Origin of the sequence: Gordonia sp. (in: high G+C Gram-positive bacteria) (assembly GCF_047600565.1) — a bacterium.
Classification (GTDB): Bacteria; Actinomycetota; Actinomycetes; order Mycobacteriales; family Mycobacteriaceae; genus Gordonia.
On sequence record NZ_JASGKN010000001.1, the window covers coordinates 2,632,077 to 2,650,410 of the forward strand.

The window sequence follows — 18,334 nt, forward strand, 5'->3', positions numbered from 1 at the left end:
GATGGCCGTCGCCGCACCCCCCGTCACCCGCGTCCCCGCGGCCGCCGCCCGGCGCCGCGGGATTCCGCTGCGGGTGTCACTGGTGGTGCTCACCCTGGTGCTGGTGATCCTCGGGCTGCTGGCCTCCGGGCTCGCGGTCACCTCGGCGATGCGCTCGGACCTCATCGACCGCGTCGACAACGGTCTGACCGAGGCCACCGGAAGCTGGGCGCGGCCACCGCAGGCCGGGCACGACCAGCCCGGGCCGGCCGGTCCGCGCCGCCCCCCGTCGAAGTACTTCGTCGAGGTGTCGTTCGGCAGCGGCGACACCTTCGTCACCAGCGACTACACCTGGACCCCCGACCTGACGAACCTGCCCGACGGCGACGCGGGCCCGCTGACCGTGCCGTCCACCGGCGACGGCCCCGACTGGCGGGTCATCAAACGCGAATCGGGAACCGACAGCGTGGTGGTCGCGATCCCGCTCAAGGACGTCGACGACACCCTCTCCCGGCTCATCTGGCTGCAGACCGGCATCGGCCTGATCGTGGTGATCGTGATCGGGGTGCTCAGCTATCTGCTGGTGCGCTCGTCACTGCGGCCGCTGCGGCGGGTGGAGGAGACGGCGCACGCGATCGCGCTCGGCGATCTCAACCGGCGCATCCCCGAGACCGCCGCCAACACCGAGGTCGGCAGCCTGTCCGACTCGCTCAACGGCATGCTCGGCCAGATCCAGTACGCGTTCGCCGGCACCGCCGCCTCCGAGCAGCAGGCCCGCGCATCCGAGGCACGGATGCGGCAGTTCGTCGCCGACGCCTCCCACGAACTGCGCACCCCGCTCACCTCGATCAAGGGATTCGCCGACCTCATCGACAAGGGCATGACCGACGACCCCGCCGACGGTGTCCGCCGCATCTCGGGGGAGGCGCAGCGGATGAGCCTGCTCGTCGAAGACCTGCTCGTCCTCGCCCGGCTCGACGCACACCGTCCGCTCGCCAAGGCGCCCGTCGCCATGGATTCACTGGTACACGACGCCGTCGCGGCCGCGCAGGCCGCCGCCCCGAAACGCACCATCGTCGTCGACGACCGGACCGGCGACGATCCGGGCCCCATCGTCGAAGGCGACGCCGACCGGCTCACCCAGGTGTTGCGGAACCTCATCGACAACGCCCTGCGGTACGCCCCGGCCGGACCGGTCACGGTGGTCGTGGCGCAGACGCCCGACCAGGCCCGCGTCGACGTCGTCGACCAGGGTCCGGGACTGTCCGCCGACGATGCCGACCGCGTCTTCGAACGCTTCTACCGGGGTGATCCGTCCCGCCACCGTGAGGAGTCCACCGCGGGCAGCGGGCTCGGTCTGTCGATCGTCTCGGCCATCGTCGGCGCCCACAACGGGCAGGTCGGTGTCGCGTCCGCGCCCGACCAGGGCGCCCGGTTCTGGTTCACCCTTCCCGTGTGGACACCTCCGCCTGAGGACAAGTCGGTCGCCAGCCTCTAGAGTTCGAGACATGGCTTCGGTTTTCACCCAGATCATCAACGGGGACCTCCCCGGGCGCTTCGTGTGGAAGGACGGCCAGGCCGTCGGAATCATGACCATCAACCCGGTCACGCCGGGCCACGTGCTGGTGATCCCCCGCAAGGAGATCGATCACTGGGAGCAGATCGACACCCCGACGTTCACGCACCTCGCCGACGTCTCGCAGAAGATCGGCCGCGCCGCCAAGGCCGCCTACGACGCCCCGCGCATGGGTCTGCTGATCGCCGGCCTCGAGGTACCCCACCTGCACCTGCACGTCTTCCCGGCGTGGAACGAGGAGCTCTTCGACCTGCGTGAGGCGGAGACCGATCCCGATCCCGCCGTCCTCGATGACGCGGCCCGCCGGATCCGCGCCTCGCTCCGCGCCCTCGGCTACCAGGAGAACGTGCCGGAGGAGCCGACCGACGACGCCCCTGAGCGTTCTGAACGCTCGTTGAGTTCGTCGAAGCGAGCCTCCCCGCACGCTCGTTGAGCCCGTCGCAGCGAGCCTCCCCGCCCGCCCGTTGAGCTTGTCGAAGCGAGTCCGGAAGCCTCCTTTCGACAGGCTCAAGGAGCGTGGAGGGCGGTCGCCTCAAGGAGCGTGGGGCGCGGGAACGTGGCCGAGTCGGGCTACCAGTCCTGACTCAGGTCGCGGCGGCCCGCCTTGCGGTACTGCGCGGCGATTCCCGCGATCGCCAGAACCGCGTACAGCAGCCACCACCAGCCGCTCTCGTGGATGCGGGCGGTGACCGACCCGTCGCCGACGTCGCTGGTGTGCAGCACGCCGGTCAGCAGCATCAGGCCGGCGACGATCACCGTGGCACCGCCGAGCGCGCTGAGCACCACCAGCAGCAGCGCCGGCAGATTCAGGGAGATCGTCAGCCAGGCGAGCAGGACGCCGACGATCACGCCGACCCCGATGATCACCCAGTTCCAGTCGACACCGAACAGCATCATCAGCGCGGTGCCGAGGACGAAGCCGATCGACGCCATCGCCAGCACCACCGACACGGCGTAGTACAGGTAGGCGATGAGGGCGAAGACGGCGGCGACGACGAGTCCGACGATCCAGCCTTCCGGCGAATCCAGATAGCCCTTGCCGGTGGTGGCCGCGACCACCCCGGCGCCCAGGCTGAGGCCGAAGAACGCACCCCAGATCGAGATCACGACCCGCATCGCGGAGATGCCGGAGAAGCAGAAGACCGCGCCGACCAGGAGCGCGAGGATACCGATGACGATGTTCACGCGCTGATCGTAGGTCAGCGCGGGCACCGTTCGGGGTCAGCCGCGCGGACCCCGCAGGAACCAGGTCCGCTGATCGCCTTTGCCTTTAACCGGCACCACCCCGCGCTCGTCGAACTCGAACACCCCGGCCAGCCGATCCCGCACCGCCGCCGGCACCTGGATCCGGTCCGGGACACCCGTCGACTCCATCCGGGAGGCGAGATTCACCGCGTCACCCCACACGTCGTAGAAGAACTTCTTCGAGCCGATCACCCCGGCCACCACCGGTCCGGCCGCGAGCCCGATCCGCAAATGCATGGATTCGCCTTCGGGTCCGCGCACCCCGTCGCACACGGAACGCATCTCCAGTGCGAACCGGGCGAGCGTCTCCAGATGGTCTGCCCGTGGTGACGGCACCCCGCTGACCACCATGTACGAGTCGCCGGTGGTCTTGATCTTCTCCAGCCCGTACCGGTCGGTGAGGTCGTCGAGCGCCGAATACAGCGCATTCAGATAGCCGACCACGTCGCCGGGGCTGTGGCGGCTCGACATGGCGGTGAAGCCGGCGAGATCGGCGAACAGAATGGATGCGTCGTCGTAGGTGTCGGCGATCTCGGCGGCCGGAGAATCCTTGAGACGCTGCGAGACGCTGCGCGGAAGAATGTTGTCGAGCAGCGCCTCGGAGTGGTCGTACTGGTCCTCCAGAGCCAGCTCGGCCCGCCGGATCTGCTTCATACCCGACGTCATGATGTAGACGGCAAGACCCGCCGCCGCCACCGCGTTCACCACGAACCCGCCGTTCAGCAGCCAGGTCGGGGCGCGGCCGGTGTCGTGCGGGACGGTGAAATGCAGAACGCAGACGGCCGTCGTGCACACCGCGAGCAACAGCACCGGCTGCCACAGCCGTTCGGTGCCGACGATCATCGGCCCCGACACCGCGATCACGAAGAAGTAGAAGAGCAGACCGCCGTCGGTGCCGAGGAGCGCGGTGAGGATCGACAACACCACGGTGGCGGTCAGGGCGAAAGCGACCGCGACCACCGTCGGACCGAACCGGCGCAGCAACGGGATCAGGGCGAACAGCACCCCGCCGGCCGCGCTGACGCCGGCGACGACGAGCGGTCCGCCGCCCACCGCGCCGACGATCCCGAAGAAGAATCCGACCGCGGCCGCGTCGTAGCAGGCGAGTGTCACCAGCCGCCGGCGCCGCGCGACGTCGTCGAGCACCTCGGGTGACGCGCCGGCGGTGCAGCGCAACCGGACCTCGTCGGGGATACCCATCTCTGCGACGCTACTGCCGTTCCCGCGGCCCGTTACACGGCTTGATGGATCAGCAGCGGCAGCACCGGCCCGGCACCGGCTTCACGCAGTGCGGCCGCCGCGAGCGTCACAGGCCACGTCGACGACGTCTCGTCCACCACGAGCAGGACGCTCGCGCCGTGCGTGACCGGCACCCGCCCGAGATGGTCACGCCAGTACACCGCCTCGTCGGCGCCGGTCGCGTCACGGCCCGGCGGGGTACCGGGCAGCACGTCGAGGTCGGTGCCCTCCCGCCGTCCGACCGTGCGCAGCCGTGCCGCCAGCTCCGTCGCCGTCCCGGTCCCCAGATCCAGTGCGCAGATCAGGTCCGGCCGGATGCCGGCGCGGCCCCACTCGGCCAGGACCGCGACCGCCGCCTGCGTCAGTTCGCCCAGCGCGGTCTCCCGGACCTCCGGGTCGCTGTCCCGCGCCTGACGAAGGGTGTCGGTCCACTGCGGTGCGTCGGCGTGCGCCAGCACCCGCCCTGGCTCGGCGAGCTGTCCTGCCGGGATCCGGCCGCGGGAACCGAACGCCCCGCCCGGCCACATCTTGCGTGGCTCGAGCACCTGGGCGTCACGGCGCAGCGCGGCGGCCAGTGTGCCGATCGTCTCCGGCGGCACCGACGTGCGCAGCCCCTCGGTGAGCCGGCCCAGGCAGACGCTGCAACGGCCGCAGTCCTGTGCCGCCGGATCGTCGAGCGCTTTGGTCAGCAGCCGCATCAGGCAGGCCTCCCCGCGGATGTAGGCGCGCATGATGTCGGCCTCGCGGCGCCGCACCGCGAGCACGCCGTCGTAGTGCTCGGCGTCGTAGCGCCACGGGCGTCCGGTCGCGACCCAGCCGTCGGGAGTGCGCTCCACGGCGCCGTCGACGGCGAGCTGCTTGCACATGAGTTCCACCCGGGTGCGGCGGATCCCGGTCTTGGCCTCCAGCGCAGGAACCGAGACGGGGGTATCGGACAGCTCGGCGAGGAGTCGTTCCATGCGGTCCGGGTCGGGGATGGTGGCGGTCGCGAAGTACTCCCAGATCGCGGCGTCGCCGCCGCTCCGATCGCTGGGCGCGGCCGCGAGCAGCACGACCACCGCTTCGTCGAGGGCGCGACCGGCACGACCCACCTGCTGGTAGTACGACACCGGTGACGGCGGTGCCCCGACGTGCACCACGAAGCCCAGGTCCGGCTTGTCGAAGCCCATCCCGAGTGCGGACGTCGCGACCAGTGCCTTCACCCGGTCGGCCAGCAGGTCGTCTTCGAGTCGGTGGCGCTCCTCGGGCGGCAGCTGGCCGGTGTACGCGGCGACCGGATAGTCCTCGCCGCGGACGGCTTTGATCGCGGTGACCAGACGATCCGCGTCGGCGACGGTCAGCACATAGACGATGCCCGAGCCGGGAAGGTTCGGCAGCTCATCGGCCACCCAGCCGTAGCGCTCCAGCGGCGACAACCCGTCCAGGACGTTCAGGTGCAGGGACCGGCGTGCGAGAGGACCCCGCAGAACCAGAGTCGATCCGTCGCCGGGACTGCTCGCGGCACCCAGCTGTGCGGCGACGTCGTCGGTGACCCGCCGGTTGGCGGTCGCCGTCGTCGCCAGCACCGACGTCTGCGGGTTCAGCCGTTGCAGCACGTCGGCCACGCGCCGGTAGTCGGGCCGGAAGTCGTGACCCCAGTCGGAGATGGCGTGCGCCTCATCGATCACCACGAGTCCGAGCCGGCCGGCCAGGGCGTCGAGGACACGCCGCCCGAAACCGGGATTCGCGAGGCGCTCCGGCGACACCAGCAGCACGTCCAGTGCGCCCGAGGTCAGCTCCGCCTCGACTCGGGACCAGTCGTCGACGTTCGCGGAGTTCAGTGTCGCCGCCCGCAATCCGCCGCGGGTGGCGGCCGCGACCTGGTCACGCATCAGTGAGAGCAGCGGAGACACGATCAGCGTCGGTCCTCCGCCGCGGGCCCGGATCACCGCGGTGGCCGCCCAGTACACCGCCGACTTGCCCCAGCCGGTCGCCTGGACCACCAGGGCCCGCGCACCCGGAGTCGCCAGGGTCGCGACCGCCGTCTCCTGGTCGGGACGCAGACGCGCGTCCGGACCGGCCAACGCGGTGATCACCCGCTCGGCGACCTCGCGGTCGCTGCCGACGAGTTCCCGGTTCTCCATGGCTCCGACCCTAGGGCCCGCCGCGTCGCCCGGGGTCACTGAGGCCGGGTCCGAGGGGATATCGCCCTCGGCGGCGCTTCTGGTGTCACTGACGGACATCGCGGATGCGGTGGCGGTCGACCGAAGTGAAGGCGCGGATGTCGGCGACGGCGTCGTCCCAGCCGAACACGATGTCGTCGTAGGTGAACCGCATCGAATACCAGCCGCCGAGCAGGGAGGCCCGATCGCGACGGCGGTCGTTGCGGAACTCGTCGCGACCGGAGTGGTACTGCTCGCCGTCACATTCGATCAGCAGCCGCCCGATGCGCAGGTCGACGCGCCCCACGCCGGGGATCTCCGGTTGCACGATCACCCCGAAGCCCAGGGATCGAAGACGCACCCGGCACAGGGATTCGGTACCCGACTGGGAACGTCCGTCGGTCTTCGCGAACAGGGCGACGGCCTTGGCGGGCAGTCGGCCCATCGCCCCACGCAGGGTCTCCGCCGACACCCCGTGCCGGTTCTGCACCGAATCGCACACTGCGATCCAGTCCTCCCCGGACATGCAGCGGGCCGCGCACTCGAGGGCGGTCACGACTGGATCGACGGCGGTCTCGCCGGCATCCATCCGGGTGAAACCCCGGCACGACAACGGATCGGCGGTGGTCGCACGACCCCGCCGCACATGCACCCCCGGATAGCCGGGCGGAACCCAGAAACCCGCTTTGCGCAGGACGGACACGCACGCGAGGGTGCCGCCGGCGCGGACCGCCCGCGCGACCTCGGGATCGTGGCCGGGTTCGGCGAACCAGCCGCGCCGCAACGGCGTCAGCACACCGTCGGCCACCGCCCGTCGGCGCCGGTTCCGGTCCCAGCCCCGGGCCTCGAGTTCGGCCACCGAGTACACGCCGCAGCCGGTGCCGCCCACGCCATTGGACAGTTCGTTGATTCCCATGGTGGTTAGACTCATGGCGTTTAGACGCAGCACCACTTCGTTCGGTTCCCTCGTGCACAGGAACCTGCCAGGTTGGTTCCAGGGTGACCGGAGGTGCGGATCGGAGGCTGTACTCATGACAGCAGTAACCGATCCCGCTACGGCCATGACGATCGTGGCCGACTCCGCCATCGTCGCCCCCGTACTCGACATCGTCGTTCCGGTGTACAACGAGGAGAAGGACCTGCCCGACGCGGTCCGCCGGCTGCACGACCACCTCGTCTCGCAGGTGCCGTATACAGCCCGGATCACCGTGGCCGACAACGCGAGCACCGACCGCACGCTGCCCGTCGCGCTCGAGCTGGCCCGGGAGTTCGGCGACGTCCGGGTGGTCCACCTCGAGGAGAAGGGCCGGGGACGCGCGCTGAACGCGGTGTGGCGCGCCTCGGATGCGGAGATCGTCGCCTACTGCGATGTCGACCTGTCGACCGACCTGAACGCACTCATGCCGCTGATCGCGCCACTCAAGTCCGGTCACTCGGATCTGTCGATCGGCACCCGGCTCGCGCACTCGTCGAACGTGGTCCGCGGTCCGAAGCGGGAGTTCATCTCCCGCAGCTACAACATGATCCTCAAGGTCGCCATGCGTGCGCACTTCTCCGACGCCCAGTGCGGCTTCAAGGCCATGCGGACCACGGTCGCCCGCGAGTTGCTGCCACTGGTGGAGGACACCGGATGGTTCTTCGACACCGAACTGCTGGTGCTCGCCGAACGTATCGGGCTCCGCATCGCCGAGGTGCCCGTCGATTGGGTGGACGACCCGGACAGCTCTGTGGACATCGTCTCGACCGCGACCGCCGACCTGCGCGGCTGTGCTCGGGTCGGCTGGGCGCTCACCAGCGGCCGGCTGCCGATCGACCAGCTGCGCCGAAACCTCGGACGCGAACGCGACGACGGCCCCGAACTCGAGGGCGTCCCATCGGGCATGGTGGGCCAGGTGATCCGGTTCGGTGCCGTCGGCATCGCGTCGACGCTCGGCTACGCGCTCATCTATCTGCTGCTGCACACCCATGTCGGCTCGCAGACCGCCAACTTCCTGGCACTGGCCATCACCGCGGTGCTGAACACCGCCGCCAACCGCCGTTTCACCTTCGGGGTCCGCGGTCGCGAAGGCGCGGTCGGACACCATCTGCTCGGCTGGGGCATCTTTCTCTTCGGCTGGGCTGTGACCGCCGCATCGCTGGCGGTCCTGCACGCCGTGGAACCCCATCCCGGCCGATGGCTGGAACTGACCGTCCTGGTGGTCGCGAACCTCGTCGCCACCGTCACCCGATTCGTCGGACTCCGCTGGGTGTTCGTCCGCCGGTCCGAATCCCCGATGGAGGCCCGCGCATGACCGCACTCACCGACTTCGCGCCGCCGACGGAGCCGACTCCGTCGGTGGCCGTCTCGACTGAACCCGAACGCGCACCGAAGAAGACCGTCGAGGGTGTGAGCCTGGCAGTCCTGCTGCTCGGCACCCTGCTCGCGTACCTGTACAACCTCTCCGCCAACGGCTGGGGCAACTCCTTCTACACCGCGGCCATTCAAGCGGGCTCCAAGTCGTGGAAGGCGTGGCTCTTCGGTTCGTCCGACATGGCGAACTCGATCACCGTCGACAAGCCGCCGGCCTCCTTGTGGCTGCCGGCGCTGTCGGTCCGGGTGTTCGGACTCAACAGCTGGTCGGTGCTGGTGCCCGAGGTGCTGATCGGTGTCGGATCGGTGGCGGTGCTGTACTTCGTCACTCGCCGCTACTTCGGCCATTGGGCCGGTATCGGTGCCGGCGCGGTGCTGGCGCTCACGCCGGTCGCCGCCATGATGTTCCGTTTCGACAACCCGGAGGCGCTGCTCATCCTGCTGATGCTGGCCGCCGTGGCCTTCGGCATGAAGGCGATCGAGACGGGTCGTCTGCATTGGATGGTGTGGTGCGGCCTGGCGGTCGGCTTCGGCTTCCTCACCAAGCAGCTTCAGGTGCTGCTGGTGGTGCCCCCGATCGCGCTCGCCTACTTCGCGTTCGCCCCGGGTGGCTGGGGCAAGCGTCTCGGGCACCTCTTCGCGGCGTTCGTCTCGATGATCGTCGGCGCCGGCTGGTGGCTGCTGACCGTGGAACTGTGGCCCAAGGATTCCCGCCCGTACATCGGCGGCTCGCAGCACAACTCGATTCTCGAGCTGACCTTCGGCTACAACGGCCTCGGCCGTCTCAACGGCAACGAGACCGGTTCAGTCGTCCCCGGCATGGGCGGCGAAGGCGGCGGCCCCGGCGGCGGCATGGGCGGTTTCTCCGGTAGTGCCGAGGGTGCCGGCGGCGGCTTCCCCGGCGGTGGACCGGGTGGCGGCGGTGGCGGTGGTGGCCGCGGCGGTATGTGGGGTGAACCGGGACTGTTCCGGATGTTCCAGTCCGAGCAGGGCGGCCAGATCGCCTGGCTCATTCCGACCGCGATCGTGTTCGCTGTGGCCGCTCTGGTCCTGATCGGTCGCGCCAAGCGCACCGACACGCGACGCGCCTACCTGGTGATGTTCGGTCTCTGGATGCTGGTCACGGTGGGTGTGTTCAGCGCCATGCACGGAATCTTCCACAGCTACTACACGGCCGCCATCGCGCCGGCGCTCGCCGGAGTGATCGCCGCTGCGGCCGCCGTCTGCTGGCGGGAGCGGGAGAAGTGGTGGGTGTCGCTGGTCCTGGCGGCCGGCGCCGCGCTCGCCGCGTTCACGGGCTTCAAGCTCCTCGGTCGCTCTCCGGAGTTCGTGCCGTGGCTGCGCTGGCTGGTGCTGGTGATCGGTCTGGCCGCCGCGGTGGCGCTGATCTTCGTGCGACGCGGCCTCGGTTCGAAGGTGGTCGCCGGCGCGGCCATCACCGCGGCCCTCGCCGGCCCGACCGCGTACACGGCGTACACCCTGAACCACTCGACGCAAGGCTCGATCGTGAGCGCCGGTCCCCGCGTGGAAGGCGGATTCGGCCCGGGCGGTATGGGAGGCGGCCCCGGTGGCGGTGGTGGCCCCGGTCAGGGCGGCATGAACGGTTCTCCGGGAATGGGTCAGAACGGTCGCATGGGCCAGGGCAGGTCGGGCCGCAGTGGCATGAACGGCATGAACGGCATGAACGGCATGAACGGCATGAACGGCATGAACGGCATGCCGGGTATGGCGGGCGGCTCCGCGAGCATGGGCGGCGAAAGCCGTGGCGGCATGGGTGGCGAAGGCCGTGGCGGCATGGGCGGCGGTATGGGTGGCGGCATGATGGGCGCATCCACGCCTAGCGAGCAGGTCACCGCGACCCTGCGCGACGGCGCTGACAAGTACACCTGGGTCGCTGCGGCGGTCGGCTCCACGGAGGCCTCCGGCTATCAGATCGCCGCCGGCTACTCGGTGATGCCAATCGGCGGATTCAACGGCACCGATCCGTCGCCGACGCTCGCCGAGTTCCAGACGTACGTGAAGGAAGGCAAGATCCACTACTTCATCGACGGTGGCGGCGGATTCGGCGCCATGGGCTCCGAAGGCGGTATGGGTGGCAGCCGCGCGTCGTCGTCGATCCGCGAATGGGTCGAGGCGAACTACACCTCCACCGAGGTCGACGGCGTCACCCTGTACGACCTGACGGCCCCGAAGGCGTCGTAGTCGCGGCGTGAAAAGGACCCGGAAGGCCTCGAGCCTCCCGGGTCCTTCGTCGTGGCGGACCAGCCATTAGGCTGGTCGCGTGCGCGTACTGGTGATCGGCTCGGGCGGCCGCGAACATGCCCTTCTGCTCGGACTCGACCGCGATCCGTCGGTGACCGAACTGCATGCGGCCCCCGGCAACGCCGGGACCGCGTCGCTGGCGACCAACCACCAGGTGGACGGCGCGTCCGCCGACGCGGTGGTGGCCCTCGCCCGGGAGGTCGCGGCCGATCTGGTCGTCATCGGACCCGAGGTGCCGTTGGTCCTCGGTGTCGCCGACGCCCTGCGCGATGCCGGCTTCGCCGTCTTCGGTCCGAGTGCGCAGGCCGCGCAGATCGAGGGTTCCAAGGCATTCGCCAAGGACGTCATGGCCGCCGCCGGAGTGAAGACCGCGCGCGCCGAGATCGTCGACAGTCCTGCCGAGCTGGACGCCGCGCTCGACCGTTTCGGACCCACCTGGGTGGTGAAGGACGACGGCCTGGCCGCCGGCAAGGGCGTCGTGGTGACCGCCGATCGCGCCGCCGCCCGCGCGCACGCCGCCGACTGCCTGGAGAACGGGCATCCCGTTCTTCTCGAGAGCTTCCTGGACGGCCCCGAAGTGTCCCTGTTCTGCCTAGTCGACGGCGACACCGTGGTCCCGCTGCTGCCCGCGCAGGACCACAAGCGGGTCGGCGACGACGATCAGGGCCCCAACACCGGCGGCATGGGCGCCTACACGCCGCTGCCGTGGCTGCCGGACGGCATGGTCGACCAGATCGTCGACGACGTGGTGCGCCCGGTCGCCGCAGAGCTGGCCGAGCGCGGCACCCCGTTCTCCGGACTGCTGTACGCCGGTCTGGCCATCGGCGCCGACGGTCCCGCCGTCGTGGAGTTCAACTGCCGCTTTGGTGATCCGGAGACCCAGGCCGTGCTCGATCTGCTCACGTCGCCGCTCGGCGAGACCCTCAACGCCGTCGCCACCGGCACGCTCGACACGTTGCCGCCGCTGCAGTGGTTCGACGGTAGTGCCGTGGTCGTGGTGCTGGCCGCCGAGAACTACCCGGGCACCCCGCGCACCGGCGACACGATCACCGGGGCCTCCGGTGACGGCGTTCTCCACGCCGGCACCAAACTTGACGCCGACGGTCACATCGTCTCCTCCGGTGGACGCGTCCTGTCCGTGGTGGGACGCGGCAAGGATCTCGCGGAGGCCCGGGCGCAGGCCTACGACCGGCTGGCCGGCGTCAAGCTGCCCGGTTCGCACTACCGAACCGACATCGGTCTCGCCGCCGAAGAAGGCCGCATCAGCCTCTGATCCAAGGCCGGGGGGTGTCCGCCGTTACTGCGGGATCACCGGCCCCGGATACATCGGCTGGATCGGCACCTGCGGTGTGAAGGTCGGTGCGGGCCCGGTCGTCGACTCCCCGTTCGTCGACCCGATGCCCGTCGACCCGCTGTCCGTCGGTTCGGAGTAGGTCGGATCCGTCGTCGGTGACGTGGTGGTCGATCGGGCGCTGCTCGTCGTGGGTTTGCTGCTCGTGCTGCTCGCCGCCGGCAGACCCGCAAAGCTGCGGCCCAGGAACTCGATCTGCTCGCCGAGCACCGACCTCCAGTACTTGTTGGTGTGTCCGCCCGGTGCGGTATCGAAGGCGGCCGGCGGATGCAGCTCGGCCGCCCACTGCCGGGTGTAGGTGTAGAACTGGTCGGACGAGCCGATCGAGATCATCAGCGGGATCTTCGCGAACGACGCCTGCTGGCCGAACAACGAGTTGGCTTGGTAGTCGGCGTAGGAGTCGAAGGCGCGCGGCGCGAAGTTGCCCGGATCGGCCCACAGGGCGGGTGAGCTGACCGCGATCGCCGTGATGCGTGGCGCGCCGACCATGGCGCCGATCCGCAGGGCGCCGTAGCCGCCCATCGACCAGCCGAACAGACCGAGCCGGTCGGTGCGCACGTTCAGGTCCTTGTTCGCCGCGAGCAGGGGAACGAATTCGTCGAGGATCATCGCCGACGCGTCGGTGCCGTCGGTGCGCCGGTGGTAGTAGTTGCGCGCGGCGTCGGCGCAGGCGATCGCGAACGGTGGATTGCCGGCGTCCACGTACTCCTGCAGGACGCTCTGGATGTTCAGATGCTTGCTGAAGATGGTGCGCTCATCGGTGTTCAGGGCGTGAGCGACGATCACCAGCGGCAGGGTGCCGGTCACCCCGGTGGGGCGGACCGCTGCCCAGCGGGTCTCGCGTCCACCCATCGCCTGCGAGGTGAAGCTGCCGGTGATGACCGGCGGGCCGCCGGGCGCGACCGGCTGCTGAGTCTGGGTGGGGAGGTCGTCGCTGCCGCCCACGTCGTTCTCGGCGTCGTTCACAGATGCCGGGCTCGACGAACCGCACGCCGACAGGCCGACCGCTGTGGCGGCGGCCAGGCCGGTGCCGAAAAGAAATCGCCGGCGCGACAGCGCGCCGGACAGGGCTGGATCTGGGCTCATCTCAAGCGGGAATCCTACCGTGGTGACGGCGATGCTCCGCCCGGACGGAGGTGAGAACCGTCTCGTCCGGCGGCGGTCGCTCCGCGGCGGTGCTGGTCGGTCAGGCGAGCGCCAGGAACAGCTTCTCGAGCTGTTCGACGTTCATCGATTCACCGGACGGTTCACTGTCGCTCATGCATTCGCGCAGGCCGGTGGCGACGATCTTGAAGCCGGCGCGGTCGAGGGCGCTGGACACGGCGGCGAGCTGGGTCACCACGTCCTTGCACTCCCGGCCGTCCTCGATCATCGAGATCACTCCGGCGAGCTGACCGTGTGCGCGGCGCAGGCGGTTCAGGATGGTCGCGACGGCTTCTTCGTCACCGATCATGGCTGGTCCCTTCGGTCGGTCAACGTCCACTATATGCCCCTTGGGGTATGTGCGGCACGTGCTCGGCACCGACCCCCGCGCGGCCCCCGTGCCGCACCCCTGCCGCACTACTGGGCCGTATCCGGTCCGCAGCTGGGCCACATCGGGTGACGAACCGTATACGGCCCAGTAGTGCGGGGGGACAGCGGGGATTCGGGCCTGCCGCGACGAGCCACTAGACTCTCCGACGTGGGAAAACCGGCCATCAGCAATGTCCTCGCCAGCCGCTACGCGTCCGCCGACCTGGCGCAGATCTGGTCTCCGCGGAACAAGATCATCCTCGAGCGCGAGCTCTGGATCGCGGTCCTGCAGGCACAGCGTGACCTGGGCATCGACGTTCCGGCCGGCGCCATCGCCGACTACCAGCGCGTCATCGGCGACGTCGACCTCGACTCCATCGCCGAGCGCGAGCGCGTCACCCGCCACGACGTGAAGGCCCGCATCGAGGAGTTCAACGACCTCGCCGGGCACGAACAGATCCACAAGGGCATGACCAGCCGCGACCTCACCGAGAACGTGGAGCAACTGCAGATCCTGCGGTCCCTCGAATACGTGCGGGCCCACGGCATCGCGGTGCTGGCGCGCATCACCGAGCGTGCCGCCCAGTACTCGACCGTCGTGATGGCCGGCCGCAGCCACAACGTCGCCGCCCAGGCCACCACCCTCGGCAAGCGGTTCGCCAGCGCCGCCGACGAACTGATGGTCGCGCTGACCCGCCTGAGCGAGCTGATCGACCGCTACCCGCTGCGCGGCATCAAGGGCCCGATGGGCACCAGCCAGGACATGCTGGACCTGCTCGACGGCGACGCCGCCAAGCTCGATCGGCTCGAGTCGAAGGTGGCCGAGCATCTCGGTTTCGCCAACGCCTTCACCTCGGTCGGCCAGGTGTACCCGCGGTCCCTCGACTACGACGTGGTGTCCGCGCTGGTGCAGACCGCCGCCGGGCCGTCGTCGCTGGCCACCACCATCCGCCTGATGGCCGGCCACGAACTGGTCACCGAGGGCTTCCAGCCCGGTCAGGTCGGCAGCTCCGCCATGCCGCACAAGATGAACACCCGCAGCTGCGAGCGTGTGAACGGGCTGGCCGTCATCCTGCGCGGCTACGCGTCGATGACCGGTGAACTGGCGGGCTCGCAGTGGAATGAAGGCGACGTCTTCTGCTCCGTGGTGCGTCGCGTCGCCCTGCCCGACGCCTTCTTCGCCATCGACGGTCTGATGGAGACCTTCCTGACGGTGCTCGCCGAATTCGGCGCCTACCCGAAGGTCATCGAGAACGAACTGAACCGCTACCTCCCGTTCCTGGGCACCACCAAGGTGCTGATGGCGTCGGTGCGTGCCGGCGTCGGCCGGGAGGAGGCGCACGAGGCCATCAAGGAGAACGCGGTCGCCGTGGCCCTCGCCATGCGCGAAGAGGGCAAGGAGCCGGACCTGCTGGACCGGCTGGCCGCCGACGACCGCATTCCGCTCGACCGCGCACAGCTCGACGCCCTCATCGCCGACAAGGGTGCATTCGTCGGAGCCGCCGACGCGCAGGTCGCGAAGGTCATCGCCGACGCCGCCGAGTGGATCGAATCCGATCCGCACGCCGCCGCGTACACCCCCGCCCCGATCCTCTAAGGCAGGAACCGAATGCGTCCCGCACTCTCCGACTACCGACATCTCGCGTCCGGCAAGGTTCGCGACATCTACGAGATCGACGATCAGACGCTGCTGATGGTCACGTCCGACCGGATCTCCGCCTACGACTTCATCCTCGACACCCCCATCCCGGACAAGGGCCGGATCCTGACGGCGGCGTCGTTCTTCTGGTTCGACGAGCTCGGTGTCCCCAATCATCTGGCCGGCGGCCCCACCGATGAACGGATCCCGGGCGATGTGGTGGGCCGGTCCATGGTGTGCCGGAAGCTGCCGATGGTGCCGGTCGAATGCGTGGCCCGCGGTTACCTGACCGGTTCCGGTCTGGCCGACTACAACGCCACCGGTGCGGTGTGCGGTGTGCGGTTGCCGGCCGGTCTGGGGGAGTCGGACAGGCTGCCCGAACCGATCTTCACACCGGCCACCAAGGCCGATCTCGGTGACCACGACGAGAACGTGTCGCTGGAGCAGGTGGCCGCGCAGGTCGGCGACGAGCTGGCGAACACTCTCCGTGACACCACCCTGGACATCTACTCGCGCGGCACGGCGCTGGCCGCCGATCGGGGGATCATCCTGGCCGACACCAAGTTCGAGTTCGGGCAGGCCCCCGACGGTTCGCTGGTGCTGGCCGACGAGGTGCTCACCCCCGACTCCTCCCGGTACTGGGACGCAGCCACCTATCGGCCGGGGCAGGTGCAGCCGAGCTTCGACAAGCAGATCGTCCGCAACTGGCTGACCGGCCCCGAATCGGGCTGGGACCGTCACGGCGACACTCCGCCTCCGCCGCTGCCCGACGACGTGGTGCAACGCACCCGTGCCCGCTACATCGAGGCGTACGAACGCATCTCGGGGCTCTCCTTCGCCGACTGGCCGGACAGCGCGGATGCCTGAAGCCGTCACGCCGCCGGTCGCCAAGAAGGTTCCGGTCGAGCGCATCCATCACGGTGACGTCTTCGTCGACGACTATGAATGGCTGCGCGACAAGGACGTCCCCGAGGTGGTGGCCTATCTCGAAGGCCAGAACGCGTACGTCGACGCGCAGACCGCCGATCTGGCGTCGCTGCGCGAGGACGTCTTCGGTGAGATCAAGTCGCGCACCCAGGAGACCGACATGTCGGTCCCGATCCGGTCCGGCGGCCACTGGTACTACGCGCGCACGGTGGAAGGCAGCTCGTACGCGATCCGCTGCCGGGTCCCGATCCGCGGCGCCGGCGACTGGACGCCCCCGGAGGTGGCGCCCGGGCAGGCCGTCGACGGTGAGCAGATCCTTCTCGACTCCAACGTCGAAGCGCAGGGGCACGACTTCTTCTCGCTCGGCGCCTTCTCGGTGAGCCACGACGGTCACTGGCTGGCCTACAGCGTCGACCTGGTCGGCGACGAGCGCTACACGCTGCGCATCAAGAACCTGGACACCGGGGAACTGCTGCCCGATGTGATCGAGGGGACCGCCGGCGGCGCCACCTGGTCCAAGGACGCGAAGCACCTGTTCTATCTGACCGTCGACGATGCCTGGCGGCCGGACACGGTCTGGCGGCACGATGTCGGCGCCGGAACCGACGACGTCGTCGTGTTCAACGAGCCGGATGAGCGCTTCTGGGTGGGCATGGGAACCAGCCACAGCGAGGACTACCTGGTGATCGGCGTCGGCTCCAAGGTGACCAGCGAGAACTATGTGCTGTCCGCCGACGACCCGACCGGCGAGTTCGTGAGTGTTCTCCCGCGCGTCGACGGTGTGGAGTATTCGATCGAGCACGCCAGGCTCGGCGGCGACGACTACTTCGTGATCGTGCACAACGCGGACGGGGCCGTCGACTTCGCGGTCGACGTCATGCCGGTCGGGAATCCCGGCGGACGACGGCCGTTGATCGCTCACGATCCGGCCCGCCGCATCGAGGACGTCGACTGCTTCGCCGACTATCTCGTGCTGTCCTATCGCGAGGATGCGTTGCCGCGGCTGGCCGTCGCCGACCTGCGGGGCCGTGACGAGCTGCCGACCATCGACGACTTCGAACCGGTCGTCTTCGATCAGGAACTCTGCTCGGTCGGACTGGGCGCCAACCCCGAATGGGACACCCCGCATCTGCGGATCGGTTACACCAGCTTCGTCGACCCGGTCGAGGTGATCGATCTCGACGTCCGCACCGGAGAGCGCACCCTGCTCAAGCGTCAGACGGTGCTCGGCGGCTACGACGCCTCCCAGTACGTCGCGGTCCGCGAATGGGCGGTCGCCGACGACGGCACGCGGGTCCCGGTGTCCATCGTGCGGCGGATCGCCGACGACTCCTCGACCCCGATGCCGCTGCTGCTGACCGGTTACGGCGCCTACGAGTCGAGCACCGACCCGGGCTTCTCGGTGGCGCGTCTGTCCATGCTCGATCGCGGTATGGCGGTCGCCTACGCGCACGTCCGCGGCGGTGGCGAGATGGGCCGGCACTGGTACGAGGACGGCAAGCTGCTCAACAAGAAGAACAGCTTCAGCGACTTCATCGCCGTGGCCCGGCACCTCGTGGATGCAGGCTGGACGACCCCGAAGCAGATGGTCGCCGACGGCGGGTCGGCCGGCGGTCTTCTGATGGGTGCGGTCGTGAACGCGGCACCGGAACTGTTCGGCGGGGTGCTCGCCGCGGTGCCGTTCGTCGACGCCCTCACCTCGATTCTCGATCCGTCGCTGCCGCTGACGGTGATCGAGTGGGAGGAGTGGGGTGACCCGCTGCACGACGCCGACGTGTACGCGTACATGAAGTCGTATACGCCGTACGAGAACGTGACCGCCCAGCCGTATCCGGCGATTCTGGCGTTGGCGTCCTTCCACGACACCCGTGTCCTGTTCACCGAGCCCGCGAAATGGGTGGCGAAGCTGCAGGAGCTCTCGACGTCGGACAATCCGATCCTGCTGAAGACGGAGATGTCCGCCGGTCACGGCGGCGGCTCGGGGCGTTACAAGCAGTGGGAGGACACCGCCTTCGAGCTCGCGTGGATCCTGCGCCAGACCGGCGCCGTCGCCGCTGGGTGAGCCCGCTGTTGGTTGAGCCGGGGTCCGAGGCGTCAGCCGAGGCCCCCGTGT

General features: G+C 69.5%; 12 protein-coding genes and 2 pseudogenes. 8 read left to right on the forward strand and 6 right to left on the reverse strand.

Annotated features, from left to right (window positions below; translation table 11 throughout):
• Nucleotide 1: 1 nt before the first annotated feature.
• On the forward strand, nt 2-1,477 hold the full coding sequence (locus QM774_RS12795; RefSeq protein ID WP_414976662.1) for a sensor histidine kinase: 1,476 nt from the start codon (nt 2-4) through the stop codon (nt 1,475-1,477).
• Nucleotides 1,478-1,487: 10 nt separating this feature from the next.
• Nucleotides 1,488-1,910, forward strand: a pseudogene (locus tag QM774_RS12800) (HIT family protein); the annotation flags it as partial.
• Between the two features lie 215 nt (nt 1,911-2,125).
• On the opposite strand, the gene QM774_RS12805 reads toward QM774_RS12800, so the two are convergent.
• The 4 genes from QM774_RS12805 to QM774_RS12820 form a co-directional block, all read right to left on the reverse strand.
• Nucleotides 2,126-2,740, reverse strand: coding sequence for a DUF4203 domain-containing protein (locus QM774_RS12805; protein WP_414976236.1), 615 nt, complete (start codon nt 2,738-2,740; stop codon nt 2,126-2,128).
• Nucleotides 2,741-2,776: 36 nt separating this feature from the next.
• Nucleotides 2,777-4,000 (reverse strand): adenylate/guanylate cyclase domain-containing protein, encoded by a 1,224-nt coding sequence (locus tag QM774_RS12810; RefSeq protein ID WP_414976237.1) that lies wholly within the window; start codon nt 3,998-4,000, stop codon nt 2,777-2,779.
• Nucleotides 4,001-4,032: 32 nt separating this feature from the next.
• On the reverse strand, nt 4,033-6,162 hold the full coding sequence (locus QM774_RS12815) for a RecQ family ATP-dependent DNA helicase (protein WP_414976238.1): 2,130 nt from the start codon (nt 6,160-6,162) through the stop codon (nt 4,033-4,035).
• A gap of 85 nt (nt 6,163-6,247) precedes the next feature.
• Complete coding sequence (locus tag QM774_RS12820) at nt 6,248-7,096, reverse strand: endonuclease domain-containing protein (RefSeq protein ID WP_414976239.1); 849 nt, start codon at nt 7,094-7,096, stop codon at nt 6,248-6,250.
• Nucleotides 7,097-7,211: 115 nt separating this feature from the next.
• On the opposite strand from QM774_RS12820, the gene QM774_RS12825 reads away from it, so the two are divergent.
• The 3 genes from QM774_RS12825 to purD all read left to right on the forward strand — a co-directional run bounded on the left by QM774_RS12825 (nt 7,212) and on the right by purD (nt 12,065).
• The gene (locus QM774_RS12825) at nt 7,212-8,471 is read left to right on the forward strand and encodes a glycosyltransferase (protein WP_414976240.1); all 1,260 of its coding nucleotides are present in this window, start codon (nt 7,212-7,214) and stop codon (nt 8,469-8,471) included.
• A complete protein-coding gene (locus QM774_RS12830) occupies nt 8,468-10,732 on the forward strand; it encodes an ArnT family glycosyltransferase (protein WP_414976241.1) in 2,265 nt (754 codons plus the stop codon). The genes QM774_RS12825 and QM774_RS12830 overlap by 4 nt, the downstream gene beginning before the upstream one ends.
• Nucleotides 10,733-10,811: 79 nt before the next feature.
• The gene (gene purD / locus QM774_RS12835) at nt 10,812-12,065 is read left to right on the forward strand and encodes a phosphoribosylamine--glycine ligase (protein WP_414976242.1); all 1,254 of its coding nucleotides are present in this window, start codon (nt 10,812-10,814) and stop codon (nt 12,063-12,065) included.
• 246 nt (nt 12,066-12,311) lie between these two features.
• Here purD and QM774_RS12840 read toward each other — a convergent pair.
• Nucleotides 12,312-13,229: pseudogene (locus QM774_RS12840) on the reverse strand (alpha/beta hydrolase); the annotation flags it as partial.
• A gap of 100 nt (nt 13,230-13,329) precedes the next feature.
• Nucleotides 13,330-13,596 carry a metal-sensitive transcriptional regulator gene (locus tag QM774_RS12845; RefSeq protein ID WP_414976243.1) on the reverse strand — a complete coding sequence of 89 codons (267 nt, stop codon included), beginning with the start codon at nt 13,594-13,596 and terminating at the stop codon, nt 13,330-13,332.
• A 228-nt stretch (nt 13,597-13,824) separates the two neighbouring features.
• On the opposite strand from QM774_RS12845, the gene purB reads away from it, so the two are divergent.
• The 3 genes from purB to QM774_RS12860 are packed head-to-tail and all read left to right on the forward strand — an operon-like array spanning nt 13,825 to nt 18,283.
• Nucleotides 13,825-15,252 (forward strand): adenylosuccinate lyase, encoded by a 1,428-nt coding sequence (gene purB / locus QM774_RS12850; protein ID WP_414976244.1) that lies wholly within the window; start codon nt 13,825-13,827, stop codon nt 15,250-15,252.
• A gap of 12 nt (nt 15,253-15,264) precedes the next feature.
• Nucleotides 15,265-16,161, forward strand: coding sequence for a phosphoribosylaminoimidazolesuccinocarboxamide synthase (locus QM774_RS12855; protein WP_414976245.1), 897 nt, complete (start codon nt 15,265-15,267; stop codon nt 16,159-16,161).
• Nucleotides 16,154-18,283 (forward strand): S9 family peptidase, encoded by a 2,130-nt coding sequence (locus QM774_RS12860; protein WP_414976246.1) that lies wholly within the window; start codon nt 16,154-16,156, stop codon nt 18,281-18,283. Before QM774_RS12855 ends, QM774_RS12860 begins: the two co-directional genes overlap by 8 nt.
• Nucleotides 18,284-18,334 lie beyond the last annotated feature (51 nt).

Coding starts and splice junctions, on each gene's coding strand:
- QM774_RS12795 (WP_414976662.1), top strand. CDS start 2: ATGGCCGTCGCCGCACCCCCCGTCACCCGCGTCCCCGCGGCCGCCGCC.
- QM774_RS12845 (WP_414976243.1), bottom strand. CDS start 13,596: ATGATCGGTGACGAAGAAGCCGTCGCGACCATCCTGAACCGCCTGCGC.
- QM774_RS12820 (WP_414976239.1), bottom strand. CDS start 7,096: ATGGGAATCAACGAACTGTCCAATGGCGTGGGCGGCACCGGCTGCGGC.
- QM774_RS12855 (WP_414976245.1), top strand. CDS start 15,265: ATGCGTCCCGCACTCTCCGACTACCGACATCTCGCGTCCGGCAAGGTT.
- QM774_RS12825 (WP_414976240.1), top strand. CDS start 7,212: ATGACAGCAGTAACCGATCCCGCTACGGCCATGACGATCGTGGCCGAC.
- QM774_RS12810 (WP_414976237.1), bottom strand. CDS start 4,000: ATGGGTATCCCCGACGAGGTCCGGTTGCGCTGCACCGCCGGCGCGTCA.
- QM774_RS12815 (WP_414976238.1), bottom strand. CDS start 6,162: ATGGAGAACCGGGAACTCGTCGGCAGCGACCGCGAGGTCGCCGAGCGG.
- QM774_RS12830 (WP_414976241.1), top strand. CDS start 8,468: ATGACCGCACTCACCGACTTCGCGCCGCCGACGGAGCCGACTCCGTCG.
- QM774_RS12860 (WP_414976246.1), top strand. CDS start 16,154: ATGCCTGAAGCCGTCACGCCGCCGGTCGCCAAGAAGGTTCCGGTCGAG.